General features: G+C 70.8%; 31 protein-coding genes. 19 read left to right on the top strand and 12 right to left on the bottom strand.

Annotation, left to right across the window (positions count from 1 at the left end):
- The first annotated feature begins 24 nt into the window (after positions 1–24).
- From NBT67_RS01945 to NBT67_RS01900, 10 genes are all read left to right on the top strand, one after another.
- Positions 25–1,824, top strand: a complete 1,800-nt coding sequence (locus NBT67_RS01945) for a vWA domain-containing protein (protein ID WP_251343138.1) — start codon at positions 25–27, stop codon at positions 1,822–1,824.
- Positions 1,824–4,193, top strand: a complete 2,370-nt coding sequence (locus NBT67_RS01940; protein WP_251343137.1) for a VWA domain-containing protein — start codon at positions 1,824–1,826, stop codon at positions 4,191–4,193. Before NBT67_RS01945 ends, NBT67_RS01940 begins: the two co-directional genes overlap by 1 nt.
- Entirely contained in the window at positions 4,190–4,828 is a 639-nt protein-coding gene (locus NBT67_RS01935; protein WP_251343136.1) for a chromosome partitioning protein, read from the top strand. The genes NBT67_RS01940 and NBT67_RS01935 overlap by 4 nt, the downstream gene beginning before the upstream one ends.
- Complete coding sequence (locus tag NBT67_RS01930) at positions 4,828–5,778, top strand: DUF7502 family protein (protein WP_251343135.1); 951 nt, start codon at positions 4,828–4,830, stop codon at positions 5,776–5,778. The genes NBT67_RS01935 and NBT67_RS01930 overlap by 1 nt, the downstream gene beginning before the upstream one ends.
- Positions 5,775–6,725, top strand: coding sequence for an AAA family ATPase (locus NBT67_RS01925; protein ID WP_251343134.1), 951 nt, complete (start codon positions 5,775–5,777; stop codon positions 6,723–6,725). The genes NBT67_RS01930 and NBT67_RS01925 overlap by 4 nt, the downstream gene beginning before the upstream one ends.
- Entirely contained in the window at positions 6,722–7,582 is an 861-nt protein-coding gene (locus NBT67_RS01920; RefSeq protein ID WP_251343133.1) for a DUF58 domain-containing protein, read from the top strand. The genes NBT67_RS01925 and NBT67_RS01920 overlap by 4 nt, the downstream gene beginning before the upstream one ends.
- 40 nt (positions 7,583–7,622) lie before the next feature.
- On the top strand, positions 7,623–8,645 hold the full coding sequence (locus tag NBT67_RS01915; RefSeq protein ID WP_251343132.1) for a PfkB family carbohydrate kinase: 1,023 nt from the start codon (positions 7,623–7,625) through the stop codon (positions 8,643–8,645).
- A gap of 44 nt (positions 8,646–8,689) precedes the next feature.
- Positions 8,690–9,115 (top strand): EamA family transporter, encoded by a 426-nt coding sequence (locus NBT67_RS01910; protein WP_251343131.1) that lies wholly within the window; start codon positions 8,690–8,692, stop codon positions 9,113–9,115.
- Positions 9,116–9,181: 66 nt separating this feature from the next.
- Entirely contained in the window at positions 9,182–9,733 is a 552-nt protein-coding gene (locus NBT67_RS01905) for a thioredoxin family protein (RefSeq protein WP_251343130.1), read from the top strand.
- A gap of 37 nt (positions 9,734–9,770) precedes the next feature.
- The gene (locus NBT67_RS01900) at positions 9,771–10,094 is read left to right on the top strand and encodes a thioredoxin family protein (protein WP_251343129.1); all 324 of its coding nucleotides are present in this window, start codon (positions 9,771–9,773) and stop codon (positions 10,092–10,094) included.
- 13 nt (positions 10,095–10,107) lie between these two features.
- Here NBT67_RS01900 and NBT67_RS01895 read toward each other — a convergent pair whose 3' ends face one another.
- Both NBT67_RS01895 and NBT67_RS01890 read right to left on the bottom strand, forming a co-directional pair.
- Positions 10,108–10,539: an RNA-binding protein gene (locus NBT67_RS01895; protein WP_251343128.1), complete on the bottom strand. Its 432-nt coding sequence runs from the start codon at positions 10,537–10,539 to the stop codon at positions 10,108–10,110.
- A gap of 18 nt (positions 10,540–10,557) precedes the next feature.
- Entirely contained in the window at positions 10,558–10,749 is a 192-nt protein-coding gene (locus NBT67_RS01890; RefSeq protein ID WP_251343127.1) for a DUF1918 domain-containing protein, read from the bottom strand.
- A 155-nt stretch (positions 10,750–10,904) separates the two neighbouring features.
- Here NBT67_RS01890 and NBT67_RS01885 point away from each other — a divergent pair, with 155 nt between their 5' ends.
- The 3 genes from NBT67_RS01885 to NBT67_RS01875 are packed head-to-tail and all read left to right on the top strand — an operon-like array spanning position 10,905 to position 12,816.
- Complete coding sequence (locus tag NBT67_RS01885) at positions 10,905–11,432, top strand: TlpA family protein disulfide reductase (protein WP_251344401.1); 528 nt, start codon at positions 10,905–10,907, stop codon at positions 11,430–11,432.
- Positions 11,429–12,094 carry a cytochrome c biogenesis protein CcdA gene (locus NBT67_RS01880; RefSeq protein WP_251343126.1) on the top strand — a complete coding sequence of 222 codons (666 nt, stop codon included), beginning with the start codon at positions 11,429–11,431 and terminating at the stop codon, positions 12,092–12,094. The genes NBT67_RS01885 and NBT67_RS01880 overlap by 4 nt, the downstream gene beginning before the upstream one ends.
- A 47-nt stretch (positions 12,095–12,141) precedes the next feature.
- Positions 12,142–12,816, top strand: a complete 675-nt coding sequence (locus NBT67_RS01875; RefSeq protein WP_251343125.1) for an SCO family protein — start codon at positions 12,142–12,144, stop codon at positions 12,814–12,816.
- On the opposite strand, the gene NBT67_RS01870 is transcribed toward NBT67_RS01875, so the two are convergent.
- On the bottom strand, positions 12,813–13,787 hold the full coding sequence (locus NBT67_RS01870; protein ID WP_251343124.1) for an aldo/keto reductase: 975 nt from the start codon (positions 13,785–13,787) through the stop codon (positions 12,813–12,815). The two genes, NBT67_RS01875 and NBT67_RS01870, sit on opposite strands and share 4 nt — an antisense overlap.
- Before the next feature lie 108 nt (positions 13,788–13,895).
- Here NBT67_RS01870 and NBT67_RS01865 point away from each other — a divergent pair, with 108 nt between their 5' ends.
- Positions 13,896–15,386, top strand: coding sequence for a cryptochrome/photolyase family protein (locus NBT67_RS01865; RefSeq protein WP_251343123.1), 1,491 nt, complete (start codon positions 13,896–13,898; stop codon positions 15,384–15,386).
- A 72-nt stretch (positions 15,387–15,458) separates the two neighbouring features.
- Here NBT67_RS01865 and NBT67_RS01860 read toward each other — a convergent pair whose 3' ends face one another.
- From NBT67_RS01860 to NBT67_RS01850, 3 genes are all read right to left on the bottom strand, one after another.
- Positions 15,459–15,653 (bottom strand): cold-shock protein, encoded by a 195-nt coding sequence (locus tag NBT67_RS01860; RefSeq protein WP_049938024.1) that lies wholly within the window; start codon positions 15,651–15,653, stop codon positions 15,459–15,461.
- A 142-nt stretch (positions 15,654–15,795) separates the two neighbouring features.
- Complete coding sequence (locus NBT67_RS01855) at positions 15,796–16,377, bottom strand: peroxidase-related enzyme (protein ID WP_251343122.1); 582 nt, start codon at positions 16,375–16,377, stop codon at positions 15,796–15,798.
- 31 nt (positions 16,378–16,408) lie between these two features.
- Entirely contained in the window at positions 16,409–16,897 is a 489-nt protein-coding gene (locus NBT67_RS01850) for a metal-dependent hydrolase (RefSeq protein WP_251343121.1), read from the bottom strand.
- Positions 16,898–16,975: 78 nt separating this feature from the next.
- Between NBT67_RS01850 and NBT67_RS01845 the strand changes: the two genes are divergently transcribed.
- Complete coding sequence (locus tag NBT67_RS01845) at positions 16,976–18,088, top strand: mechanosensitive ion channel family protein (RefSeq protein WP_251343120.1); 1,113 nt, start codon at positions 16,976–16,978, stop codon at positions 18,086–18,088.
- 82 nt (positions 18,089–18,170) lie between these two features.
- On the opposite strand, the gene NBT67_RS01840 is transcribed toward NBT67_RS01845, so the two are convergent.
- Positions 18,171–20,648 carry a DUF5059 domain-containing protein gene (locus NBT67_RS01840; protein WP_251343119.1) on the bottom strand — a complete coding sequence of 826 codons (2,478 nt, stop codon included), beginning with the start codon at positions 20,646–20,648 and terminating at the stop codon, positions 18,171–18,173.
- Between the two features lie 162 nt (positions 20,649–20,810).
- On the opposite strand from NBT67_RS01840, the gene NBT67_RS01835 reads away from it, so the two are divergent.
- Complete coding sequence (locus NBT67_RS01835; RefSeq protein WP_251343118.1) at positions 20,811–21,413, top strand: hypothetical protein; 603 nt, start codon at positions 20,811–20,813, stop codon at positions 21,411–21,413.
- A 47-nt stretch (positions 21,414–21,460) separates the two neighbouring features.
- Complete coding sequence (locus tag NBT67_RS01830) at positions 21,461–22,258, top strand: RIO1 family regulatory kinase/ATPase domain-containing protein (protein ID WP_251343117.1); 798 nt, start codon at positions 21,461–21,463, stop codon at positions 22,256–22,258.
- Between the two features lie 205 nt (positions 22,259–22,463).
- Here NBT67_RS01830 and NBT67_RS01825 read toward each other — a convergent pair whose 3' ends face one another.
- From NBT67_RS01825 to NBT67_RS01810, 4 genes are all read right to left on the bottom strand, one after another.
- Entirely contained in the window at positions 22,464–23,273 is an 810-nt protein-coding gene (locus tag NBT67_RS01825) for a carbon-nitrogen family hydrolase (protein ID WP_251343116.1), read from the bottom strand.
- Positions 23,270–23,695, bottom strand: a complete 426-nt coding sequence (locus NBT67_RS01820) for an SRPBCC family protein (RefSeq protein ID WP_251343115.1) — start codon at positions 23,693–23,695, stop codon at positions 23,270–23,272. Before NBT67_RS01820 ends, NBT67_RS01825 begins: the two co-directional genes overlap by 4 nt.
- Before the next feature lie 37 nt (positions 23,696–23,732).
- Positions 23,733–23,957, bottom strand: a complete 225-nt coding sequence (locus NBT67_RS01815; protein WP_114586681.1) for a DUF7123 family protein — start codon at positions 23,955–23,957, stop codon at positions 23,733–23,735.
- 73 nt (positions 23,958–24,030) lie between these two features.
- On the bottom strand, positions 24,031–24,213 hold the full coding sequence (locus NBT67_RS01810; protein ID WP_251343114.1) for a DUF7525 family protein: 183 nt from the start codon (positions 24,211–24,213) through the stop codon (positions 24,031–24,033).
- Positions 24,214–24,310: 97 nt separating this feature from the next.
- Between NBT67_RS01810 and NBT67_RS01805 the strand changes: the two genes are divergently transcribed.
- Entirely contained in the window at positions 24,311–25,450 is a 1,140-nt protein-coding gene (locus NBT67_RS01805) for an acyl-CoA dehydrogenase family protein (RefSeq protein WP_251343113.1), read from the top strand.
- A gap of 43 nt (positions 25,451–25,493) precedes the next feature.
- The gene (locus NBT67_RS01800) at positions 25,494–25,757 is read left to right on the top strand and encodes a DUF7111 family protein (protein ID WP_251343112.1); all 264 of its coding nucleotides are present in this window, start codon (positions 25,494–25,496) and stop codon (positions 25,755–25,757) included.
- 67 nt (positions 25,758–25,824) lie between these two features.
- On the opposite strand, the gene NBT67_RS01795 is transcribed toward NBT67_RS01800, so the two are convergent.
- Positions 25,825–26,301 (bottom strand): GNAT family N-acetyltransferase, encoded by a 477-nt coding sequence (locus NBT67_RS01795; protein ID WP_251343111.1) that lies wholly within the window; start codon positions 26,299–26,301, stop codon positions 25,825–25,827.
- Position 26,302: the final 1 nt, after the last annotated feature.

Raw genomic sequence — 26,302 nt, 5'->3', positions numbered from 1 at the left:
AGGCAGCGGTGACGTGGTGCGGATATGGCCCTCTCCGACGTGTTCCTCACGCCGCTGGGGCTGCTCGCCCTGCTCTCGGTGGTCCCCATCGTCGTCCTCTATCTCGTCCAGCCCGACCCGCGCCGGGTCGAACTGCCGACCCTCCAGTTCCTGCTCGACGACGACGAGCGGGACGCCTCGAACCCCCTGCTCGAACGGCTCAAACGCAACCTCCTCTTGCTCCTGCAACTGCTCGTCCTGGTCGCCCTCGCGGTGGCGCTCGCCGGTCCCTACGTCTCCGTCTCGGAGAGCCAAACGGTCGAGGAGACGGTGATCGTCCTCGACGGCAGCGCGAGCATGGGCGTCGAGACGGACGGCGGGACGCGCTTCACCGCCGCCGTCGCCGCCGCCCGGGAGGAGACGACCGGCACCAACGCCGTCGTCTTCGCGGGCGCCGAGAGCCGGATCGCGCTCCGGTCTGGCGGCGACACCGAGGTGCAGGCGACGCTCGACGAACTCGCCGTGACGGACACGACGGCCGACCTCGGCGCCGCCATCTCGCAGGCCGCCTCCATCGCCGGCGAGAACGCCCGGGTCGTCGTGTTCAGCGACTTCGCGGACGACGCCGGCTGGGCCGACGCCGTGCGGTCGGCCCGCGCCCGCGACCTGCAGGTCGACCTCCGGCAGTTCGCGGGCGGCGGCGACGGCAACGTCGGCATCGTCGACCGCTCCTTCTCGGGGCGGAACGTCACCGTCGCCGTCAAGAACTTCGGCGAGTCGACGGTCACCCGGTCGGTGTCGCTGGGCGGCCGCAGTCGCTCGCTCGAACTCGGCCCGGGCGGCGTCGAGCGGGTGAGCCTCGTCGTCCCCGCGGGCGGTGGACAGGTGCGGCTGACCCCCGGCGACGCCTTCCCCACCGACGACACCGCCTACGTCGCCGCCCCCTCGGACCCCACCGTGGACGTGCTCCTCCTGACGAACGACCCGAACCGCTATCTGACGACCGCGCTCTCGGTCGTCGAGGAGGTGGAGCTGACCGTCGACGAGCCCCCGACGACCGTGGCCGACGGGTACGACGTGATCCTCTACAGCAACCTCGAACCCGAGAGCCTCCTCCGGGGCAACGTCGAGGCGGGACGTGACGTGATCGAAGCCGGCGGCGGCGTCGGCGTCCTGGCCCAGCCGAGCCCGCCGGAGACCTACGGTGACCTCCTCCTGCTCGCACCGAACGGGACGGGGACGAACCCGTCGGTCGGGCGGGTGGCGACGACGGAACTCACCCGCGGCATCGACTTCCCGCCGCCGGGGACCTACCTCCAGGGGTCGCTGCGCTCGGGGACGGCGGTGGTGGGAACCGCCGGCGGGACGCCGCTGATCGCCACCGAGACCCGCGGCCCGGGGCGGGTCCTCTACTACGGGTACGTCACCAACGACGACCCGTTCCGGTTCAACTACCAGTACCCCGTCTTCTGGAAGCGGGCGGTGTTCCACCTCGCCGGCCGGGAGTCGCTGTCGGCGCTCAACCGCGAGGCCGGGAGCCGACTCCGGTTCGCCAACGAGACGCGGGTCGAGACGCCCGACGGGGCCGTCTCCGCGCGCGTCGTTCCGCTCGACGCCGTCGGCTTCTACGCCGTCGGCGACCGCCGGATCGGCGTCTCGCTGTACAGCGAGGCGGAGTCCGACGTGGACGCCGTCGCCCTCGACGAGCGCGCGAGCGAAACCGGGGTCACGAGCCGCGAGGAGGAGCGACAGGTGCCCCGCCCGCTGACCTGGCTCGTCGGGCTGGCGGCGCTGCTCGTGGCGCTCGGAGAGGTGGCCTTCCTCCGCCGGCGGGGTGATCTCTGATGTACGCGCTCGCCGTGCGGACGGCGCTCTCCGACGGCACCGTCGTCGGCCTCGAACGGCCGCTGGTCCTCGCCGCCCTCCCGATGGCCGTCGTCGCCCTCGCCCTGCTGATCCGCTATCGTGCCTCGGGGACCGCCTCGACCCGAAGCCGCCGCCTCCTGCTCGCCTCGCGGGTCGTCGTCGCGACGCTGATCGTCGTCGCGGCCGCCGGCCCCTTCACCGTCGTGACGATGGAGACGCAGGGCGACCCCCGGGTGTCGCTGCTGGTCGACCGCTCGAACAGCACCGCCGTCTCGCCGGACGTCGCCGCGGACCTCGCGACCGGCATCGAGGAGGAGGGCGTCCCGGTCACCGTCTCCACAGTCGCTCAGGGGACGAACTCCCGGATCGGCGACGGCATCGCCGCCAACCTCCGCGAGAACGGGTCGGTGGTCGTCGTCTCCGACGGGCAGGTGACCGGCGGCGGGAGCCTGACGGAGACGGCGGAGTTCGCCCGCTCGCTCAACGCCACGATCAGCACCGTCGCCACGGAGCCGACCCGCACCGAGCGGTACGTCACGCTCACCGGGCCGAACAAGGCGAGCGTCGGCGTCGAGAGCCGGTTCCTGGTTGAGGTCTCCGGCGTGGAGGCGACGGCGCCGGTGTCGGTGACCGTCTCCGTCGACGGCACCCCTGTCACCACCGAACAGGTCGACGGCACCGGGAGCGTCCCCGTCTCGTACACCTTCTCCGAGACGGGGAGCCACCGGATCACCGCCGAAATCGACGGACAGGACGTGTACGCGATCAACGACGTGGCCCGCAAGACCGTCCGGGTCGTCGACCAGCCGCGCGTCCTCTATGTCTCCCGGACCAACTACTCGCTGCGAAACTACCTCGACCAACTGTACGACGTGGAGACCGCGGAGTCCGTTCCGTCGGACCTCAGCCCGTACTACGCGGTGGTGGTCCAGAACGTCGCGGCCGGCGACATGGGCAACGTCGACGAACTCCAGCGGTTCGTCATCGACGGCGGTGGCCTCCTGATGGTCGGCGGACCCAACAGCTTCGAGAACGGCAACTACGCCAACTCCTCGGTGGCGTCGATGCTCCCGGTCACCTTCGGCCCGTCGGCGCCGGGGAGCGCCCGCATCGTCATGCTGATCGACGTCTCGGGGAGCGCGGGCAGCGGCATGCGCATCCAGAAGGCCATCGCGCTCGACGCCCTCTCGCAGCTCAACGACGACAACGTCGTCGGCGTCGTCGGCTTCAACTATCAGGCCTACGGCGTCGCCCAGCCCGCTCCCCTGAGCGACAACCGCGCCCGCCTCGAGGACCGGATCAGACGCCTGCAGGCCGGCGGGGCGACGAACATCGCCAACGGCCTCCGGGGCGCCGAGGAGATGCTCGGCGGGCAGCGCGGGACGGTCATCCTCGTCAGCGACGGCGGCGACACCGAGAGCCGGTCGGCCGTCGTCGCCAACGCCCTCGGCAGGGGGGGCATCCGAGTCATCGCCGTCGGCGCCGGTCGGAACGTCAACGAGCGAGTCCTGCGACGGATCGCCGAGGAGTCCGGCGGCAACTACTTCCGTGCGAGCGAGACGGACCGCCTGCGCCTGCTGTTCGGCGGCGGCAGCCGCCAGTTCCAGGGCGAGGGACTCACCGTCGTCGACTCGGGGCACTTCATCACCAGCGGCGTGACCCTGGAGTCCAACCCCGGATCGATCAACGACGTGTCGATGCGGCCGGGGGCGGACTTCCTCGTCGCGGGGCCGGACGGCACCCCCGCGGTCGCCGCCTGGCGGTACGGCCTCGGCCGGGTCGCCACCATCACGACCTACGGGCCGAACGGGGGGCTCGACGGCCTGCTCGGTCGGCCGGACTCCCTGATGATCACCAAGTCGGTGAACTACGCCATCGGCGACCCCGAGCGCAAGGCCTCGGGCGTCACGGACATCTCGGACACCCGGGTCGGCGAGCCGACGACGGTGATCTACCGCGGCGAGAGCCCGCCGAGCGGGGCCGACCTCGCCTTCAGCGCCGTCGACGAGGGCGTCTACCGGGCGCAGGTGACGCCGACCGAGGTCGGCTTCCAGTCGGTCGCCGGGGCGACCTACGCGGCGAACTACCCCGCCGAGTACGCGGGCTTCGGCACCTCGTCGGCGCTGACCGACGCGGTGCAGGCGACCGGCGGCCGACAGTTCCAGCCGGGACAGACCGCGGAAATCGCCGACTTCGCCCGCCAGCAGTCCACCCGGGTTCGCGACGTTCGCCAGTCCTGGGACTGGGCGCTGCTGACCGCCGCCCTCCTCCTCTTTCTGACCGAGGTGGTCGTCCGGCGGCTTCAAGTGTACAACGGTCGTACCCGAAGTGAGAGTGGTCTGCCATGAGCCTCATCGGCCGATCGATCAACGTCGCGCTCGCCCTCCTCGTCTGTCTGGCCGTCGCCGGCACCGCCGGCGCGACGCTGTACTACCAGGAGTCCGTCGAGGAACTCGACGCCGAGAACAGTCAGCTTCGCCAGCAGAACGACCGCCTCCGCGAGGACCTCCGAACGACCGAGAGTGACCTCCAGCGGGCACGGGAGCGGCTGCGCGAACTCAACGAGAGCCTCAGCACCACCCGGAGCGACGTGAGTCAGGTCTCCGAGAACCTCCAAGAGACCGAGGGGCAACTGGAGTCGACCCAGCAGGAACTCTCCTCGACCCGACAGGACCTGCAGGCCGCCCGACAGCGGGTCCAGGACCTACAGGGCGAGGTCTCCACCCTCGAGGACCGCAACCAGGACCTCCGCTCGCGGGTCGGGACCCTCGAAGCCGACAACGAGGACCTCCGCGAACAGCGGGACGAACTGCAGGCCGACGTCGAGGACCTGAACAGCGAGGTGAGTCAGCTGGAGGACGAAGTGAACAGCCTCGAAGAACGAAACGACGAACTGCAGGCGGAGAACCAGCGGCTTCGCCAGGCCTTGCAGGAGGCCTGTGCCGCGATCCCTCCGAACGCGAGTAGACCCGCGGAGTGCTAATGTCGGACGCGAACACCACCACGACCGGTCCGGAAGCGAGCGCCGACGGCGAGGCCGCTGAGACGGCCGCCCCCACCGAGCGAAAGCTCCGCCGCGCCCTCACCCAGATCCGCCGCGAGGGGCTGAAGGTGGCCGTCATCTACGCCGTCGCCGACGCGGCGCTCGCCACCCTGCTCGTGAACCTCGTCGCGTCGTTCGCCGGAGTCCCGTATCTGCCCGCGCGGCTGCCGATCCCCGAGGCGGTCCTCTCGGCGCTCCGGAGCGCGGGCGTGACCCTCGCGGAGCCGACGGTGTCGAGCGGCGCCGTCGTCGGCGCCGGCCTCGGCCTCCTCGTCTTCGCCACCGAGGTGACGTGGCGGAGTCGGCGGCCGCTCGTCGAGCAGTTCGCGGCCGCCAACCCGTCGCTCTCGGAGTCGCTGCGGACCGCCCGCGACGCCGTCGACCGCGGCCGGGAGTCGCGGATCGTCCTCCGACTCTACGAGCAGGTGCTCGACGAACTGCAGGAGGCGTCGAGCGTCGGCCTCATCAGCGTGCGCCGGGTGGCGGTGACGGTGGTCGTCATCTCGCTGCTCAGCGTCGCGACCATCCAGCTCGCCGTCGTCGACATCACCCTCGCCGGCCTCGGGGGGCCGGCGGAGCCGGAGGGGCCCGGCGGTGGCACCCAGCAGGACTACACCGGCCTCCAGGACGGCTCGTCCATCCTCGGCGAACCGGAGGACGTCCCCGCCGGCTCCGAGGAACTGGACGCGAGCATCGACACCACCGGCTCGGGGAGCGGCGAGGGCTCCGACGTGGATTCCGCCGCGGCCTACGCCGACAGCGGCTTCGACTCGTCGAGCCCCGTCGAGAGCCAGCGGGCGGGCTTCAGCGAGGGGGAGAACCTCGAAGACGCGGAGCTGATCCGCGAGTACAACCTGCGGATCCGACAGGAGACCGATTCCGATTCATGAGCGAACCCACGACCGACATCGACACGCTACAGGAACGTCTCGGCCTCGTCCGTCAGGAGGTCGGCAAGCGCATCGTCGGCCAGCGGGAGGTCCTCGAACGACTGCTCGTCTGCATCATCGCCGACGGCAACGCCCTCCTCGAGAGCAACCCCGGCCTCGGGAAGACCACCATGGTCCGCACCGTCGCGGACGTGACCGACCTCGACTTCTCCCGGGTGCAGAACACCCCGGACCTGATGCCGAGCGACATCACGGGCACGGAGATCATTCGCGAGGCCGGCGGCGAACGCGACTTCGTCTTCGAGAAGGGACCCATCTTCGCGAACGTCGTCCTCGCCGACGAGATCAACCGCGCGACGCCGAAGACACAGGCCGCGCTGCTGGAAGCGATGCAGGAAAAGCAGGTGACGGCGGCGGGCGAGACCTACCAGCTTCCGCGCCCCTTCTTCGTCCTCGCGACGCAGAACCCCATCGACCAGGAGGGGACCTACCCGCTCCCCGAGGCCCAGACGGACCGCTTCCTCCTGAAACTCGTCCTCGATTACCCCTCGTTCGAGGAGGAGCGGGACATCGTGAACCTCTACACGGAGGGCGGGACGGTCCCGCCGGTCGAGAAGGTGCTCACCCGCGAGGAGATCAAGGAGATCCAGTCGCTCGTCCGGGAGGTGCCCGTCGCCGACGACGTCCGCGACCGGGCGATCCGGCTGGTTCGGGCGACCCGCGAGGCCGAAACCGTCGACTTCGGGGCGAGCCCCCGGGCGAGCATGGGGCTCATCCTCACCGCGAAGGCCCGGGCGTTCCTGCGCGGGCGCAACCACGTCTCCTGGGAGGACGTCGAGGCGATGGCGCCGCCGGTGCTCCGCCACCGCATCCTGCTCGACTTCCGGGCGGAGCGCGAGGGGCTGACCACCGACGACGTGATCGCTCGACTGCTCGACGAGGTATGACCATCGACCCCGACTTCCTCGACGAACTCGACCGCTTCGAGGCCTCCCTGAACCAGCAGTCGACGGCGATCAAGAAGGGCGAACAGGAGTCGCCGAGCGTCGGGGAGGGGTTGACCTTCAGCGACTACCGGCGCTACTCCCCGGGCGACGACACCCGCCTCATCGACTGGCGGCTCTACGCCCGCACGGAGGAGTTTTTCATCAAGCAGTACGAGGAGGAGCGCAACCTGACGGTGCACGTCCTGCTGGACGCGAGCGCGTCGATGGACTTCGGCGACGGCGACGAACACAAGTTCGAGTTCGGCGCGAAACTCGGCCTCGGCTACGCCTACCTCACCGCCGAGGAACACGACGACTTCCGGTTCTCGCTGTTCCGGGATCGGACGGAGCGGATCGACACCGGGAAGTCAACCCGGGGGGAGGTGCTGGCGCTCGTCGACCGCCTCAACGAGACGGCGCCCGACGGCGAGGCGGACTTCGAGTCGGCGCTCGGGGAGTACGCGGGGTCGATCCGCTCGCGATCGCTGGTGATCGTCGTCACCGACTGCATCGGCGACCTCGACGGCCTGGAGACGGGAATCGCGTCGCTCGCGCGCAACGAGGTGGTCCTGATCCAGACCCTCTCGCCGGACGAACTCGACCCGGAGGTCGGCGGCGACACCATCTTCGAGGACCTGGAGTCCGACCTGACCCGGCGGACCTACTTCGGCGGCCGCCTCGCCGAGCGGTACCGCTCCCGCGTCGACGAGTTCGTCGACGACGTGGCCGACCGGGCACAGGACCTCGGGATCACGCACGAACTCGTGGCGACGGACGAGGACTTCTTCGACGCCTTCTCGTCGGTGTGGATCGGGTGAGGCCGTCGGAGTTTTGCGCCCGGACGCCGTAGCGCGGGGAGTGCCATACGCCGACCTCGTGACCCGTCTGCGTGCCGGCCTCGAACCGGTGACCGTCGGCGCCTTCCCCGACGGGAGCGTCGACGACTACTACCGCCTCCGCGACGGCGAGTCGACGCTCGCCTCGCGGGCGGCCTTCGCCGCCGCCGTCTCCGAGGGCCGCGACTCCTTCGGCCTCGACCACGTGACGACCGACGCGGGCGGACAGGCGGTCAACGCGGCGCGACAGGCGGCCGCCCTCGGCGACGACGTGACCCTCGTCGGCCACCTCGATCACCCCGTCTTCGACTTCGACTTCGAGACGGCCTCGATGGGCTCGCCCGCCCGCGTTCGGGTCTGCCTGTTCGACGCCGACGACGTGATGTTCGTCGAGGAGTCCGCAGACCTCGCGGCGTGGACGTTCGCGGACCTCCGGGCGGCCCTCGGGGAACCGATCGACGCGTTCCTCGAACGCGACGCGCTCTGCTGTACCAACTGGGCGTCGACGCCCGGACTCGGAGCGGCGATGCGGGACGTCGGCGCCCGTGACCCCGACGGCGGCGTCTGCTGTGTCGATCCCGGCCCGCTCACGACGGCCGGGGCGCGCGACCTCCTCGCCGCCCTCCCGGCGCTCGGCGACGCCTACGACCTGGTGTTGAGCGTCAACGACGCCGAGGCGGCGCGACTGGCCGAGGCCGTCGGCGACGGGGCGGGCGGGGAGCCGACCGACCCGGCGGCCCTCGACGCCGTCCGGACCGCGGCGGGCGCGGCGGGCGTCGTCGTCCACGGTGTGGAAGACGCCGTCGCGGCGACGACCGGCGGCCGGGTGTCGGTCCCGACGCTCGACGTCTCGCGGGCGCTGACCGAGACGGGCGCCGGCGACCGGTTCAGCGCCGGACTGGCGCGGTCGCTCGCCGCGGGCTGGGACTGGCCCCTCGCCGTGGCGGCGGGCAACGCCTGTGCGTCACACTACGTCTCGGGGCAGGGGACCGCCACGCCGGCGTCGCTGGCGGCCCACGTGTCGACCCACGGGCCACCGGCGTAGGCGGAATCGAAACCCTATACTGTCAGCCCCGCGGCGTAGTCGGCATGGGCTATCTCCAGTGGGCGCTCGTGGCGCTGTTGTCGTACTCGGCGGTGGCGCCGCTGGTGGGCTTCGCGACGACGGGCGATCCGAAGATCCACAGTTTCGTCGCCGCGCTCGTCACCAACGGCATCCTCCTCGTGGCCACCGTCGGCGTCGTCCTCTACGAGGGGCAGTCGGTGTCGTCGTTCGTCGGCCACCCCAAGGCGCCGTATCTCTACCTCGCGGGCGTCTTCCTCGCGGTGGGCATCCTCGCGTACTACCGCGCGCTCTCGCTGGGTCCCGTCAGCGCGGTGGTCCCCATCTTCGGGACGTTCCTCGTGCTCAGTTCCGTCCTCGGCATCGTCTTCCTCGACGAGTCGCTCACCCCCCGAAAGGTCGCGGGCATCGGCTGTGCCGTCCTCGGCATCTACCTCGTCTCCGTCGAGTGAGGGGCGTCGCGGTCGGTGGTTGCCGCTGGCGGGGAGTATTTGCGCGACGCGCCGTTATCCTCGCCCATGGCACTCCAGGAATCCGACTCGGAACTCGAACCCGGCGACCCGGCACCCGACTTCGAACTCCCCGGCGTCGACGGCGGGACGTACACGCTCGACTCCTTCGACACCGACGCCCTGCTGATCGTGTTCACCTGCAACCACTGTCCGTACGCGCAGGCGAAGTTCGACCTGCTGAACGACCTCGCGGCCGAGGCGGACGTGACCGTCGTCGGCATCAACCCCAACGACGCCGAGGAGTACCCCGAGGACTCCTTCGAGAAGATGCGGGAGTACGTCGCGGACGGCACCGTCGCCTACGACGCGTACCTCCGCGACGAGTCCGCCGACACCGCACGCGCCTACGGCGCCGTCTGCACGCCCGACCCGTTCCTCTTCCGGCGCGAGGGCGACGAGTACCGACTGGCGTACCACGGCCGCCTCGACGACGCCATGGGCCCCGACGAGGAGGCCACCGAGTGCTACGTCCGCGAGGCCATCGACGCCGTCCTCGCGGGCGAGGACGTGACCCTCGACCCCGGGCCGTCCCGTGGCTGTGGCATCAAGTGGCCGTAAGCGAACGACGTAGGTTCCTCGGTCACCTGGAACGGGTATGCAAGGGACGGGAACGGACGTGACACGCGTCCGGACGGCCGCCGAACTCGCCGCCGCCGTCGACGAACACGACCGCCTCCTCGTCGAGTTCTACACCGAAGGCTGTGGCGCCTGTGCCGCGATGGACCCGGTCCTCGGCATCGTCGCCCGCGCCACGGGCGTTCCCGTGGTGACGATGAACCCGCGCGACGACCCGGCCCCGATCGACGAGTACGGAATCGGGAGCGTGCCGACCCTGATTCGCTTCGAGGACGGCGACCCGATCCGACGGCTCTCGGAGGGGTTCGTCGGCGCCGAACGCGTGATCGAGTTGCTGGACTAGTCGCGGTGCCGGACTAGTCGCGGGCGGCCTCGAACGCCTCGCGGGCGTTCTCGACGGCCGACTCCCGCTTGGCGGGGTAGGCTTCGACCTTCCCGCGGAGGGTGATGCCGTCGCCCCGTCGCACCGCGCCGCGGAACGCGGCCTGCTTGTCGAGCGTGAGATAGAGCGAGCAGTCCTCCGAGACCCGATCGTCGAGTTCGGCGAGGAAGGCGTCGTACTCGGGGAGGTCGACGAGTTTGTCGAGGACGTACCGCACGTCGTCGGCGTTCTCGAGGCGGGCCGAGAGGACGACGATCCGGTCGCCGTGGTGGCCCGTCGTCACCTGTCGCTCGACGTCGTGCTCCTCGGGGAGGTAGGTGCGGAGCGCCTGCTCGACGCGCTTCTCGTCCTCGGTGGCGTAACGGAACGTTCGGAGGTCGACGTAGTGAAAGGGGACGTTCGACATGCGGGGCGGCCGTCCGGGTTACTCGTCGTCGGACTCGGCGAGTTCGAGGGCGTCCTCCGGGACGCCGGTCTCCTGTCCGTCCTCGAAGCTGACCGTGTACGTGGCGTCGCCGAACATCGTCTCCATCACCTGCGTGACCGTCCCCACGTCGCCGTCGTACTCGCTGTGTTTGTCGTGGAGGACGACCGAATCGTCTTTCTCGAAGCTCATGTGACGACGTTCCGCGGGCGCGCATAAAAGCGCGCTGATACCGGGTCGGGGGCGCTCGACGACGCGGGCGACGCCCTTCGACGGGCGCACCACGGCACACTTATTCGTCGGGGGCGAAGGCCGGGACGATGAGCGACGACGGCAACGGCCGGACGCTGGGCCGCCGACACCTGCTGGCCGGACTCGCGGGGGCCGGTCTCGTCGGCGCGGGCGTCGTCGGGACGGGCGTCGCCGGTCTCGGGGGCGGGAGCCGGGGCGCGAGCCTGCCGGTCGAAGTGACCACCCTCGACGCCCCCGGATCGACCGCCGGCACCCGGCAGGTGCCCGCCCCCGGGAGGCCGACCGTGATCGACTGCTTCGCGACCTGGTGTGGCCCCTGCGTCGAGCAGATGGCCGCGCTCGGGACCGTCCACGACCGCTACGCCGACCGCGCCGCCTTCGTCTCGGTCACCAACGAACGGCTCGGTGGCGGCCTCACCCGCGAGGACCTGCGGGCGTGGTGGCGCGAGAACGACGGCGACTGGTCGCTCGGCCACGACCCCGAGGGCGACCTGCTGGCGGCGCTCGGGGCGAGCGGTCTCCCCTACCTGGCCGTGACCGACGCGACGGGATCGGTGGTCTGGACGCACGGCGGCGTCGCGTCCGTCGAGACGCTCGACCGCGAAGTCGCGTCGACACTGTGACGACCGACGCCGGCTTCCTCGGCACGCTCACCTTCGCCGTCGGCGCCGGCCTGGCCACCTTCTTCGCCCCCTGTGCCTACCCGCTCCTGCCCGGGTACGTCGGGTACGCCATCCGGAGCGACGAAACCGGGATCGGGGGGGCGGCCGCCCGGGGCGTCGCCGCCTCCGCCGGCGCCGTCGTCGTCCTCGCGGCCCTCGGTGCCCTCCTCCTCTCGGTCGGCGGGCGACTGGCGCGTCACCTCCCCCTGCTCGAACCGCTGGTCGGCCTGGCGCTGGTCGGCCTCGGTGTCCTGCTGGTGACCGGCCGGGCGCCGACGCTCCACCTCCGGCTGCCGGCCCGCCGGACCTCGGTTCTCGGGTGTGCCGTCTTCGGCGGCGGGTACGCCCTCGCGGCCGCCGGCTGTGTCGTGCCCGTGTTGCTCGGCGTCGTCACCCAGTCGCTGACGCTCCCGCCCACGCGGGCGGCCGTCGTCCTCGGCGGCTACGCCGCCGCCACCGCCCTGCCGCTGACGGGCGTGACGCTGCTGTCGGCGGTGGGGAGCGACGCCGTCCGCGCGTGGAGCGACCGGGTCGGCGCCGTCAACCGCCTCGCCGCCGTCGTCATGATCCTGGCCGGCGTCGCACAGGTCGTCGCCTCGCTTCGCTACCTCGGGGTCCTCTAGACGGACGGACCACACGCGTTTTCACCGTACAGCCCCCGCGGTACGGTATGGACCGACGCACGTATCTCCGGGGGCTCGGACTGGCGGGGCTCGGAGCGACCGCTGGCTGTGTCGGCGGCAACCCGAACACGACGCTCGGGAAACCCGACCGGAAGGGCGGCGTGACGAGCGAGGCGCTGGCCTATCCGGCGTGGGGGGAGCGGGTCCCGGACGTCACCCTCCCCGACCCGCTCTCCGGGGAGTCGGTCGCCCTCCGCGAGGTCGAGGACCCGGCGTTCGTGAGCTTCTTCTACACCAACTGCATGAGCGTCTGCCCCCGCCTGGTCTCCGCGCTCCGCGAGGTCCAGATCCACAGCGTCCGAAACGACTACGCCGACGAGGTGCGCTTTCTCCCCATCACCTTCGACCCGCAACGCGACACCGCCGAGACCCTGCGAGCCTACGCCGAGGACATGAACGTCGCCCTCGACGCCGGCAACTGGAGTTTCCTCCGCCCGTCGGGCCGCGAGCGGGCGGCGGCGGTCCTCGAGGACGAGTTCGGCTTCGTCTTCCGCCGAACCGATCCCGAGGACGGGGGGAAGTACATGTTCACCCACATCGGCCTCGTCCTCCTGGTGAACGGCGACGGCTACGTCGAGCGCGCCTACCGCGGACAGGAGGGCCGCGAGGGGCGGTACATCGAGGACCTCCGGACGGTTCGGACGGGCGGCGGCCTCCTCTAGTCGTGCCCGGAGACGGGGACGGGTTCGTACGGCTCCTCCAGGTACTCGATGTCGCTGTCGCTCAGATCGATCTCCAGGGCCTCGACGGCGTCCTCCAGGTGCTCGACGGAGGTGGTGCCGACGATGGGTGCGTCCACGACGTCCTTGTGCAGCACCCACGAGAGGGCGATCTGTGCCATCTTCACGCCCCGCTCCTCGGCGAGTTGCTGGACGCGTTCGTTGATCTCCCGACCGCCCCCCTCGCGGTAGGGGTGTTCGTACAGGTTCTCCTCGGCCTCGCCGCGAGCGGTCGCGTCGACGTCCTCGGCCGGCCGGGTGAGGTAGCCGCGGGCCATCGGTGACCACGGCATGACGCCGATTCCCTCCCGCTCGCAGAACGGCAGCATCTCGCGTTCCTCCTCGCGGTAGACGAGGTTGTAGTGGTTCTGCATGGTGACGAAGCGGTCGAGCCCCAGACGGTCGCTCGTGTGGAGGGCGTCCGCGAACTGGTGGGCCCACATGGAACTCCCGCCGATGTACCGCACCTGTCCGCGACGCACCGCGTCGTCGAGGGCGCGGAGCGTCGTCTCGATGGGCGTGTCGTAGTCCCACCGGTGGATCTGGTAGAGGTCGATCGTGTCCATCCCCAGCCGGTCCAGCGAGTTCGACAGTTCCTGTTCGACGGCCTTCCGCGACAGGCCACCGGAGTTGGGGTCGTCCTCGTCCATCTGGAAGTAGCACTTGGTGGCGACGACCTGCTCCTCGCGTCGCCCCTCCAGTGCCTTCCCGAGGATGCGCTCGGACTCGCCCTTCGAGTACATGTTGGCGGTGTCGAAGAAGTTGATCCCGAGTTCGATCGCGCGGTCGACGAGTTCGATTCCCGCCTCCTCCCCGAGGACCCAGTCCCGCCAGTCGTCCGATCCGAAGCTCATGCAGCCCAGACAGAGGCGCGACACCTCCATCCCGGTGTCACCGAGAGTGGTGTACTCCATGTACCTGCCCTCGGCGGCGGCCGACAAAAACCTACGGCGTGAGCGACCCGGGCCACACCGTTTTGTCGGACAGGTCCCAAGGGCGGCCATGACCACGGGAGCGTCGCGGTGACCGTCTGGCTCCTCGGCGACCAGCTCCACCCCGAGCATCACGTCCTCGACGGCGCGGATCGCGTGCTCGTGATCGAGGCGGCGGCCTTCGCCGACCGCCGCCCCTACCATCCACAGAAACTCGGCCTGGTGTTCGCGGCGATGCGTCACGCCCGCGACCGGCTCCGCGAGGCGGGATACGCGGTCGACTACCGCCGGGCCGAGACCTTCGGCGACGCGCTTGACGAGCATTTCACGGCGCGCCCGGGCGACGACTTGCGGTGTATGCGCCCGCCGAGCCACGGCGCCGCCGATCGCCTCCGCGAACTCGTCGCGGCGCGGGGTGGCACCCTCTCGGTCGTCCACGACGACCGCTTTCTCTGTTCGCCCGAGGCGTTCGACGAGTGGCACGAGGGCGAGGGGTTCCGTCACGAGGACTGCTATCGCTGGCTGCGACGCCGCGAGGACGTGCTGATGGACGGCTCGACGCCCGCGGGCGGGGAGTGGAACTACGACGAGTCGAACCGGGAGACGCCGCCGGCGGACTGGTCGCCGCCGCCGGTGCCCCGGTACGAGCCGGACGGCCTGACCCGCGAGACCCTCGACTGGGTGGCCGAGCGGTTCGACACCTGGGGAGAACTGGCGGGGTTCGCGTGGCCGGTGACCCGGGCCGAGGCGCTCGACGCCCTCGATCACTTCGTCGAGCACCGTCTCGCGGAGTTCGGGCCGTATCAGGACGCGATGGTCGGCGGCGAGTGCGCGCTGGCACACTCCCTGCTGTCGTCGTCGCTGAATCTGGGGTTGCTCGGGCCCCGGGAGGTGATCGACGCCGCGGTGGCGGCCTACGAACGCGACGAGGCGCCCATCGAGAGCGTCGAGGGGTTCGTCCGACAGGTGCTCGGGTGGCGCGAGTTCCTGCGGCACGCCTACCGACGCACGATGCCCGACCTGACCGAGCGTGACCTGCTGGACCGGTCCCGGGACCTCCCGCCCCTCTACTACGACGCGGAGACGGACATGCGGTGTCTCTCGGAGGCGGTGGGGCACGTCCACGACCACGGCTACGCCCACCACATCGAGCGGCTGATGCTGCTCGCGAACTTCGCGCTGATCTACGGCGCCGACCCACACGAACTGAACGAGTGGTTCCACTTCGGGTTCGTCGACGCCTACCACTGGGTGACGGCGCCGAACGTCCTCGGGATGGGGACGTTCGCGACGGACGCGTTCACCTCGAAGCCGTACGCCTCCTCGGGCAACTACGTCGACCGGATGAGCGACCACTGCGCGGACTGTCCGTACGACGTGGATTCGACGACCGGGGCGGGAGCGTGTCCGTTCAACGCGCTGTACTGGGACTTCCTCGACCGTAACGAGACGCGGCTTCGCGGGACGGGACGGATGGGACTGATGTACGCCCACGTCGACCGCAAATCGGCGTCGGAGCGGGCGGAGATCAGCGAGCGTGCCAGGACGGTGCGCCGGCTGGCGCGCGAGGGTCGGCTGTAGCCGTGGCTCACCGGCGAATTAAAAAGGAAATTCTGATCCAGCGCCGTTTCGAGCGGTCGGGATGACCCGGACTTACAGTCGCTGGAGGTTGGTCGCCCGCGGGCCCTTGTCGGCCTGCTCGATGTCGAATTCGACTTCCTGTCCCTCTTCGAGGTCCGGGCCGCCGATGTCCTCCATGTGGAAGAACACGTCTTCGTCGGAATCTTCGGTCTCGATGAACCCGTAACCGCCAGTGTCGTTAAAGAACGCAACCGTACCAGTCGCCATTGCGTTACGAGTGACGAAAAGCAGAGGCATAAGGTTTCCGGCACGCGCCGAAAAACGGTAGAAATTCCAATGATTCGGCGTGAAAGACACGAATCCGGCCGTCGAGTGGGGGGTGGCGTGACGCGCGTTCGGATCCGGCCGCTCAGTCGTCCCGCTCCCCCCGGCCGAGCGTGTGGAACTCGTCGTTCGGGCGCATGTCGGCGAAACTCGCCAGCCGGTTGCTGAGGTTGAAGAAGGCGGTCACGGCGCCGACGTCCCAGATTTCGCGCTCGGAGTAGCCCGCCTCGGCGAGGGCGTCGAGGTCGGCCTCGGTCACCTCGGCCGGCCGTTCGGTGAGCTTCACGGCCACGTCGAGCATGACCAGGCGCTCGTCGCTCACGTCCGCGGTCCGGTAGTTGGCGACGAGCTGGTCCGCGAGGGTCGGATCGTCGGCGTAGAGGCGAACCAGCGCGCCGTGGGCGACGTTGCAGTAGTAACAGTGGTTGACGCCGGAGACGGCGACGACGATCATCTCCACCTCCTCGCGGTCGAGGCTCGTCCCCTCGACGAGGGCGTCGTGGTAGTCGACGAAGGCGCGGAACTGGTCGGGCGCGTACGCGAGCGCCGCGAAGACGTTCGGGGTGAAGCCCGCCCGCTCCGTCTCGGCGTCGATGCGTTCGCGCAGGTCGTCGGGCAGGTCCGCACGGTCCGGCACCGGGAAGCGGGTCATCGCGTCGTCGTTCATACCCCCCGCCTGGGGCGGGGAGGACAAAAACTCACGCCACCCGCAGGGCGACGACGCCCGCGGCCGCCGTCGCACACACTCCGACCGCGAGGAGGACGTAGTTGGCGAGGGCGTCGTCGGCGCGGGTGAGGGAGACGGAGTAGTCCCGACTCGACAGCGGCCAGAGGAGGGGGACGCCCGCGGGCGTCAGGGCGTCCGCGAGGAGGTGCGCGAGGATGCCGAGGGTCCCGATGCCGAAGCCGAAGGCGACGAACGTCGTCCGGTCGCCGCCGAGAACCGACGCGAGGCCGACGCCCGCACCGGCGCCGACGGCACCGACGAGGACCGCGAAGGCGAGGGTGTGGGTGGGACCGCGATGCGAGACGACCGGGAGGCGGTGGTCCACGTCGGGGAGGGTCGACAGCCAGAGCATCGCGCCGCCGCCGACGACCGCGAGGTCGGGGCGCCCGGCGAGGACGAGCGCCAAGCCGACCGGTGCGAACACGAGCAGGGAGACGCCCCAGTGGCCACGTCGGTACACGCCCGAACGTGGGACGGGGGCGACCAGAACCTTTCGGCCGAGGGATACCGTTATCGCTCCCGGGCGCGTCTCTCGACCGTGATCGACCGATTCGTGGCCGGACTCGACGCGCTTCCCGCCTGGCAGGCGACCGCCGTCGTCCTCGCCGTCTCCCTGGGGAGCGCCCTCCTCCTCGAACTGGTGGGCGTCCGACTCGCCCGTCGCCTCACCCGCCGCACCGAGACGGCGCTCGACGACGTCGTCTTCGAGGAACTCCGGGTGCCGCTGGTCGTGACCGTCGCCCTCGCCGGGGTGTACCTCCTGACGCGCGTCGACTCCGTCTCGACGACCACGCTCGTCGACGCCCGGACGCTGTCGCTGTTTTTCGGCCGCCCCTCGCTGTCGATCATCGTCCTCGTCTGGGCGCGGGCGCTCAACCGCGTCGTCAACCGCCTCGTCGAGGCGGTGAAGGACCGCGGCGACCGCTTCGACTTCGCGCCCGTCCTCTCGAACGTCTGGACGCTCGTGGTGCTGGTGGGAACCGTCGCCGTCCTCCTCTCGCTGTGGGAGTACGACGTGTCGCCGCTGCTCGCGGGCGCGGGCATCGCCGGCATCGCCGTCGGCTTCGCCGCCAAGGACACCGTCGCCAACTTCTTCGGCGGGATCGCCCTCTACTTCGACGACACGTACAAACTGGGCGACTTCGTCGTCCTCGACTCCGGCGAGTCCGGGACGGTCGTGAAGGTGGGCGTCCGCTCGACGACGCTGCTCACCCGGGACGAGGTGCTGGTGACGGTGCCGAACTCCGTGTTGAACGCGACCCGGGTCACCAACGAGTCCGCGCCGGGGCGTCGCCGGCGGGTCAGGGTGCCCATCGGCGTCGCCTACGGCACCGACATCGACGCCTTCGAGGAACTGGTGGTCGAGTTGGCGCTGGCCGAGTCGCTGGTTCTCGACGCACCCAGGCCGCGGATGCGGCTCCGCCGCTTCGGCGACTCCGCGCTGGAGTACGAACTCCTGGCGTGGGTGAACGGGCCGACCCGGGCGTCACGGGCGCGTCACGAACTCAACCGCGCCATCTACGGTGCGCTGGCCGACGCGGACATCGAGATTCCGTACCCGCGCAGCGACGTGACGGTCCGGTCGGCGGGGACGGCCGCGGCGGCGGACCCCGCCCTCGACGCCGACGGCGGCGCCGCTGGCGGTCGCTAGGTTCGAAGGAAGTGGAGGGAGTCACCGATTGCCCACGGTGGCGGGGAGTGGTTGTGACGGTCAGGGCCGGCCGTCGGGTCGGTCACTCCTCGACCGTGATCGATCCCTCCATCCCCGCCATCTCGTGTGGAATGCAGAAGTAGGCGTGTTCGCCGGCCGTCTCGAAGGTGTGGACGTAGGACTGCCCCGACGCGACGTAGCCCTGCCCCTCCTCCCACCCGGAGCGGGCGGCGTCCTCGGAGTCGAAGCCGCCGGAGGCCCAGTAGGTCGCGCCCTCGGGGACCTCCCCCTCGTAGGCGGTGACGCTGTGGGGTTCGCCACCGGCGTGAGTCCACGCCACGGTGTCGCCGACGGAGACGGTGAGTTCCGCCGGATCGTAGGCGACGGCCTTCATGTCGACGACGTGATCGGCGTCGTCGGGGACGCCGGAGACGACGTTGGGGCCGCCCTCGAAGTCACCGGAGCCGCCGCCGGCGTCGCCGCCACCGCCGGCGGTCATCTCCGGCGCCTCGCTCACGGCGCCGGCGACGGCGAAGAAGGCGGTTCGGGTCGCCCCCGCGAACCGTTCGGCCGCGGCGTCGACGTCGCCGCCCTCCTCCAGGGCGGAGACGTACCCCGTGAGCGCCGACTCGAAGGTCTCGTAGGCCTCGTGATCGCCCTCCTCTAGGTCCTCGTGGACGCGGGCGTTCTCGAAGCCGGCGAAGACGGCGCTCACGAGCGGCGCGACGCTCCCGCCGCCGCCACCGCCGCTCTCGACGACGGCGTAGACGGCCGCGGTCGCCTCGTCGGCGAAGGCCGTGGCGGCGTCGTAGGCGTCGGCGTCGCCGGTCGTCGCCGATCGAAGGGTGCCGAGTGCCTCCTCGAAGGCCTCGTAGCGCTCCTCGCTCGCCGACTCGACGGCCTCGTGGAAGCCGTTGGCGCCGCCCTCGAAGTAGCCGAAGGCGTCGCCGGCGACCGTCTCGGCGCGACCGGTCGCGCCGAGCGTCGCGAGGACGCCCGCGTCGCAGGCGCGGCCGGTCAGGTACGTCGCCGCGGCGGCGCCCGCGACGGGGGTCGATCCGGCGCTGGCCTCGAACTCGACGAGGGCGTCCATCGCGCCGGAGACGTGGGTGCGCACGGCCTCGTCGTCGCCCTCGCGGAAGGCGTCGGGGAGCGCCGCCAGGTGGTCCTCCTCGAAGGTGTGATAGAGGTCCTCGCTCGTCGACTCCAGGGCCTCGTGGAAGCCGGCCTCGTCGGCCTCGAAGAGCGCGAAGAGGTTCTCCGCGACGGTCGCCGCGACCTCGCCCTCGCCCTGGCGGTACCGTTCGTGGGCGTCGCCGAGGCGCGCACGGAAGAAGCCGGATTCGAGGACGGCACCGGACTCGCCGGCGAGCGTCGTGATGCCCGTCGTGAGGGCCTCGTGGACCGTCGTCACGGCCTCGTCGACGCCCTCGTCGTCGCCGTTCTCGACCGCCGAGACGAGCGACTGGAGCCCCTCGTTCTCGAACCGCTCGTACGCGGACTCGCTGGCCGCCTCCAGGGCCTCGTGGGCGCGGGCGCCCTCGAAGTGCTGGAAGATGGACTGGGCGGCCGCGCGCGCCGCCTCGGTCTCACCCGCGTCGTAGAGCCACGCGGCGTCGCGGACGCGGACCCGGTAGCCGTTCAGGCCGGCCGCGTGCGCGAGGTCGAGGCCCGGGCCGCCGAGGTCGGCCGCCACGTCGGCGTCGAAGCCGACCGCACCCATGAGCGAGAGGTGACCGATCCCCGCGATGGGTTCGGAGACGAGTTCGTAGGCGGCGTCGACGACGCCCCCCGAGGCGGAGAGCGCCGCCTCGTGAACCGCCTCGGCGTCGCCGGACTGGGCGGCGGAGATGGCCTCCTCCAGTCCGCCCTCGAAGGCCTCGTAGGCCTCGCCGCTCGCGGACTCGATGGTGTCGTGGACCGCCGCCTGCTCGAAGTCCGAGAGGACGGCCTGTCCGACCGTCGCCGCCGCGTCGGTCATGCCCACCCGGGCCAGCGCGTCGACGTTCCGGACCCGGGAGGCGTAGACGTACAGCGTGAAGACCTCGCCGACCGACTCGGTCGTCCGCGACTCCTGTGCCGAGCGGAGGTGGGCCGCCGCGGCGGACAGGGCGCCCGTCCCCTCGTCGACGGATCCGCCCTCGAAGGCCGAACGCGCGTTCCCGAGTTCCGTCTCGAAGGCCTCGTAGGCCTCGGCGTCCGTCGACTCCAGGCCCTCGTGAGCGCCGTACTCGCCGGCGGCCTCCTCGAAGCGGGCGAACACGTCGCCGACGAGCGTCGCCGCCGCGGCGGCGTCGCCGGCACGGCCGAGCGCGGCCGCGTCGTGCAGCCGCGCACGCATGACGGTCCACTGGGCCGCGAGCGCCGTGTCGGCGGACGCCTCCGCCGCTGCCGCGGTCGGCGTTTCCGTTGCGGTCGGTTCGGGCGTGTCCGTCGCCGTCTCGGTCGACGTCGCGGTCGGGTCGGACTCGTCGCCGCTCTGCCCGCCACAGCCGGCCAGTCCCACGCCGCCGAGGGCGACGCCGGTCGTCCTGAGCAGTCGTCTTCTCGTCTGTCGCATGGGTTTTAGGCTAGCCTAAACCCACAAAAGGGCTCCGGTTTTTAGGCCAGCCAAAAATCGTTGCTCGGTCGCACCGGATCGGCCGTCGCGGCGGCCCCGGCCGGCCGCAGGGGAACCGATCGGCCGAAAGCGTAAGGACGGGGGCGTCCCTGCACTCGGCCGATGAACGAGGTGGGCGGACGCGGGGACGGCGACCCGCTCGACGCCGGGGCGACGCACCACTGTTACGCCGGCGAGGACGTCGTCGCGGAGGCACCGCTCGGTGCCGGGTGGGCGGCCGTCACCACCCACCGGGTGCTCGCGTACAACCCCGCGGCCGACGGCCGCCGGTTCGAGGCGGTCGACCGGCCGAACGTCTCGTCGGTGAGCGTCGACGCCGCGGGCGACCGGCGACTCCTCGGCTGGGGGCTCCGTGCGCTGCTCTACGGACTGGCCGGCGTCGGCGGCGGGGGCGTCCTCCGGGCGACGAACCTCGTCGGGACGCTGTCGATGGAGGCGGGGGCGACGGGCGCGGCCCCCGTCGGGAGCGTCCTCGCGGTGACGGACGCGCTGGCGGCCGCGCTGGCGACCCTCGCGACGCTGCTGCTGGTCGGCGGCCTCGCGCTCGTCGCCGCGAGCCTCGGGCTGTTCGGCCAGTACCTCCGGACGCGCCAGCCGGCCCTGGTCGTCGAGCGCTTCGGCGACGACCCGGTCCGACTGTCCGCGCCCCGGGCCGACGGCGAGCGAGCGGCGCGCTCCCTGTCGGGGGCGCTGGAGGAGCGGTAGCCGGGCCGACCAATGATATATCCCTCCCGGTCGCGTACGGAGTGTCGATGGAAGTCAGGCGGTTCCTGCGCGGTCGGATCGACGACGACCGACTCGATCGGGTGATCGCGGAGGTCGCGGAGCGATACGGCCGCGAGGATCCGTCGGTCAGGTGTCTCGACGCCGACAACTGGCTGTCGACGCCGGTCGTCCTCGACGAGGACCTCTTCCTGAAGGTGATCTCCAAACAGAACTCGCTGGTCCACGCGCTCATCACCACCGGCCGGAACCTGGGCGTCTTCTCGACGGGCACCGAGGGCTTCTTCGAGCACTTCGGCACGCCGTACGGGATGGCCGAACACGAACTGGAGGCGACCGAGCGGATGCGCGACATCGGGCTGAACGCGCCAGAACCGCTCGAAGCGCTGGAAATCGACGGACTCGGGGTGGTCGTCCTCGAATATCTCCCCGAGTTCCGACCGCTCGACGAACTCGACCGCGAGGCGGAACTGGAGCTCGCACCCGAGCTGTTCGCCGCCCTTCGGCGGCTGCACGACCACGGGCTCGCCCACGGCGACCTCCGGGCGGAGAACGTCCTCATCCTCGACGGCGACCTCTACTTCATCGACGCGACGAACGTCGGGACCGGCGGCGAGGACGACGCCCGCTCCTACGACATGGCGTGTGGGATGGCGGCGCTCGAACCCCTCATCGGGGCGGCGGCGACGGTCGACGCCGCCGCGACGGCCTACACGACGGAGGAGCTGCTGGCCGCGCTCGACTTCCTCGATTTCGTCAACATCCGCCCGGATCACGACTGCGACGCCGCGGCGCTCAAGGGCGAAATCGAGAAGCGGGCCGCGTGATCGAACGGGTGGACGAGAGGGGGCGGGAGTTGTGGGCCGGAACGCCCCTGCCGGGCGAGGGGGTTCCGGCCCGAGGCGAGCGACGACGTGGTGGATTTTGGTTGCCGATTCTCGACGAGAAAAGCGTCGATACCTCGGCAGGCCAGGGTAACGCCCTCTCGGTGATAAAGGCACCGGCCCGGCCGCGGTGGGGCGGGTTCGGACCTCACTCGCGCCGGTCGCGCAGCGCCGGGAACTCCTCCCGGACCGCGTCGATCCGGTCGGGGTCCAGATCCGTGACGACGAGGGTGGACTCGTCGCCGGCACTCGCGAGCGTCGTCCCCCAGGGGTCGTAGACGGTGGAGCGACCGAGGAGGGTGGCGTCCTCGAACGTCGCGGCGCCGTTCGCGGCCGCGACGTAGGTGAGGTTCTCGATCGCGCGCGCCCGCGAGAGGGTCTGCCAGTGTTCGACGCGGGGGTAGGGCCACGCGCTCGGCACGCAGACGAGCGTCGCCCCGCGGTCCGCGAGTCGGCGATAGAACTCCGGGAACCGGAGGTCGTAACAGACGGACACGCCGACGGTGAACCCCTCGAACTCGACGGTCGCGAGCGTCTCGCCCGGCGTGAGCAGTCGAGCCTCGGCGGACTCGTAGCCGAAGAGGTGGTGTTTGCGGTAGACGGCGCGACGGTCACCGTCGCGGTCGTAGAAGACGGCGGTGTTGGCGAGGCCCTCGCTCGCGGGGGTGTCGGCCCCGGCGGCGGCGCTCTCCGCGAGGTCCTCGACGTGACTCCCCGCCAGCAAGCCGACGCCGTGGTCGGCCGCGAGGTCGGCGAGACGGGAGAACGTCGGGCCGTCGATCCCCTCCGCCGTCCGTGCGTAGGCGTCGAAGGCGAAGAAGCCGACGGTGAACAGTTCCGGGAGGACGACGAGGTCGGCGCCGCGGTCGGCGGCGTCGGCGACAGCCCGTTCCGCCCGGTCGACGTTCTCGTCGACGTCGCCCGCCGTCTGGTCGAGTTGGGCGAGCGCGAGTTTCATGCGGGCAGTTCCAGGTCCCGCCGGAGGGCGGCTTCGAGGTTGTCGAGTTCCGCGTCGAGACGACTCTTGAAGAAGCGCTCGACGCCCGGGAGGCGGCCGTCGACGACGAACTCGTTGTGGAGACGCACGCCCGCCGCCGTCTCCTCGATGCGGTGTTCGCCGGTGACCCGCATGACGCTCGACCGGCCGACGAACTTCACGTACCGGGGTTCGTCACGCTCAACGTCCTCGGTCTCGACCGTCGCGGTGCGGTCGACGAGCGGCAGGTCGAGGTCGATCTCCCAGGTGGCGCGGTTGCCGTCGACCTCGTAGTCGCGGACGACGCTGATCGCGGCGGCCCGCTTGCCGGGGTCGGCGATGAAGTTCCAGACCCGTTCGGCCGGTGCCTCGAACTCGAACGCCCGACGGACACGCACGGTCATACCCTGGAGTTCAGTCCGACGCTAAAAAATCCGGGGGTCACCCCTGCGTGACGCGCCAGGTCGTCGACCGGGCGCGTCCCCACTTCTCGATCTCGACGTCCTCGGACTTCTCGGCCAGACGCGGGAGCCGGGAGCCGACCTGTTTGGCCGTCAGCCCGATTGCGTCGGCGATGTTCTTCGCGCGGAAGTAGCGCTCACCCCGGGAAACGCTGTCGTGGAGGTACGCGAGGATTCGCCGTTCCTCTTCGGTCAGGGAGGTCATCGTTCACTCACGGTAGGGGATTCAGCGTCTTAACTCTTTCAAGCCCCCGCGAGGGCTGCCGGAATCGACGGGGTCAGGCGTAGGCCTGCACCGACACGACCGCCAGCAGGGCTGCGCCGACGGCGAGAGCGAAGCCGCCGGCCTTGGTCAGTCGTCCGGGCGCGGCGAGCATCGCCAGCGCGCCGACGAGCGCGAGGATGGAAAACAGCACGCCGAACCCGACCCCTCTGTCCGTCGCGGCGACGTCGTGTGCCATATCCTCCCCTCCGTCGGGGCGCACTTAGCTCATTCGACTCCGCCGTCCGACCGCGACACACGGACGATATAAGACGCCGGCGCCCCGTACGACCCGTATGGATTTCAGCCTCAGCGCCGAGCAGTCACAGATGCGGGACATGGTGGCCGACTTCGTCGACGAGGAGGTCGTCCCCGTCGCGGACGACATCGACGAGGCCGACGAGTTCCCGGCCGACCTCGTCGCGGAGATGGCCGACCTCGGCCTCATGGGGATGCCCTTCGACGAGGAGTACGGTGGGGCGGGGCTCGACTACCACGCGTACGCCGCCTGTCTCGCGGAGATCAGCCGCGGGAGCGGCGGCCTCGGCACCGTCGTCGCGGCCCACACCAGCCTCGCCGGCGGGATGCTCGACGCCTTCGCGTCACCCGAGGCGAAAGCGCGGTTCCTGACGCCGCTGAACGAGGGGACCGACGTCGGCGCCTTCGCGCTCTCGGAGGCGGGCGCCGGGAGCGACGTGCCCGCGATGGAGACCGCCGCCGTCCGCGACGGCGACGAGTACGTGATCGACGGCGAGAAACTCTGGATCTCGAACGGGTCGGTCGCCGACACGGTGATCCTCTTCGCGAAGACCGACCCGGATGCGGGCCGGAAGGGCATCTCCTCGTTCGTCGTCCGCCCCGACGAGGACGAGGGCTTTCACGTCGAGGGCACCGAACACAAACTCGGCGACAAGGGCTGCCCGACGGCGGAACTCCGCTTCGACGGCCTCCGGATCCCGGCCGACCGACGGATCGGCGAGGAGGGCGAGGGGTTCGTGCAGGCGCTGAAGACGCTCAACGCCGGCCGTATCACCATCGCCGCCCGCGGCGTCGGCATCGCGCAGGCGGCGCTCGACGAGGCCGTCGCGTACGCGAACGAGCGCGAGCAGTTCGGCCAGCCCATCGGCGACTTCCAGGCGATCGGCCACAAACTCGCGGACATGGACACGAAGCTCCAGGCGGCGCGCCTGCTGATGCACCGCGCGGCCGATCGGAAGATGCGCGGCGAGCGGTTCGTCAAGGAGGCCGCACAGGCCAAACTCTACGCGAGCGAGGTGAGCCGCGAGGTGGCCAACGAGGCCATCCAGATCCACGGCGGCTACGGCTACACGAAGGACTTCCCGGTCGAGCGGTTCTACCGCGACGCCAAACTCAACGAGATCTACGAGGGAACCAGCGAGGTGCTCCGCAACACCATCGCCGACGAACTGCGGTGAGACAGGTCGAAAGGTTCGACTTGCCGGGGTCCCAGGGTCGCGTATGACCGAAGACGACGACGTCACCGCCCGCTACGACGAGACGGGCGGCGAGCGCGTCCTGACGTTCGAACGCGACGGGCGGCGGGCCGTCCTCGCCCAGAACGGCGAGGGGTACGCGATGGTGGCGGTGCGCCGCGCCCCCGAGGGCGAGGAACTGGAGCGGTACTACGGGTTCGACATGGCGCTCGACCACGCGGCGGAACTACTGGGGGTTCGGGTCGCGGACCTGCCGGTCCCCGAGGCGGCGGCCGACATGGGGATGTGAGGCCGTCGAGCGGTGAGTTCGGGCAAGCCGTTCCTGGGACCGCCGCCGAACCGGCCACGGAGACCACCTACAGCTCCTTCGTCAGTTCGATGGCCGGAATCTCGGGGGCGTCGGGACCGCTCGCGTCGATTTCCCGGCGCCGCTCGAACCCGAGGGCTTCGTAGAAGCCGACGGCGTTCAGCGACGCGGGAACGCGAAGCCGCTCTACGCCCTCCCGGCGGGCGATCGCTTCGAGTTCGTCAACGATCGCCCGTCCGATCCCCCGTCCGGCGTAGTCGGGATCGACGAACGTCGCCGCCAGGACGTTCTCGTCGAGGTGGACGCTTCCCCAGCCGACGATCGTCCCGTCCGCTTCGGCGACGATCGGACGGGTCGACTCGCCGGCGAACTCGGCGTCGAGGACGGCGGTGTCCGGTTCGGCCGGTGCCAGGTGAGCGAGCTGTGCCTCCGTGTAATGTTCCCGTGCGTTCCGCCGGAGCGACGCCGACTGGATGCGGGCCATCTCGTCGGCGTCCGCCGCCACCGCCTCCCGAAGAGAGACCATG

Source organism: Haloplanus sp. GDY1 (assembly GCF_023703775.1).
Taxonomy (GTDB): Archaea; Halobacteriota; Halobacteria; order Halobacteriales; family Haloferacaceae; genus Haloplanus; species Haloplanus halophilus.
This window is presented reverse-complemented; position numbering and strand designations above follow the sequence as displayed.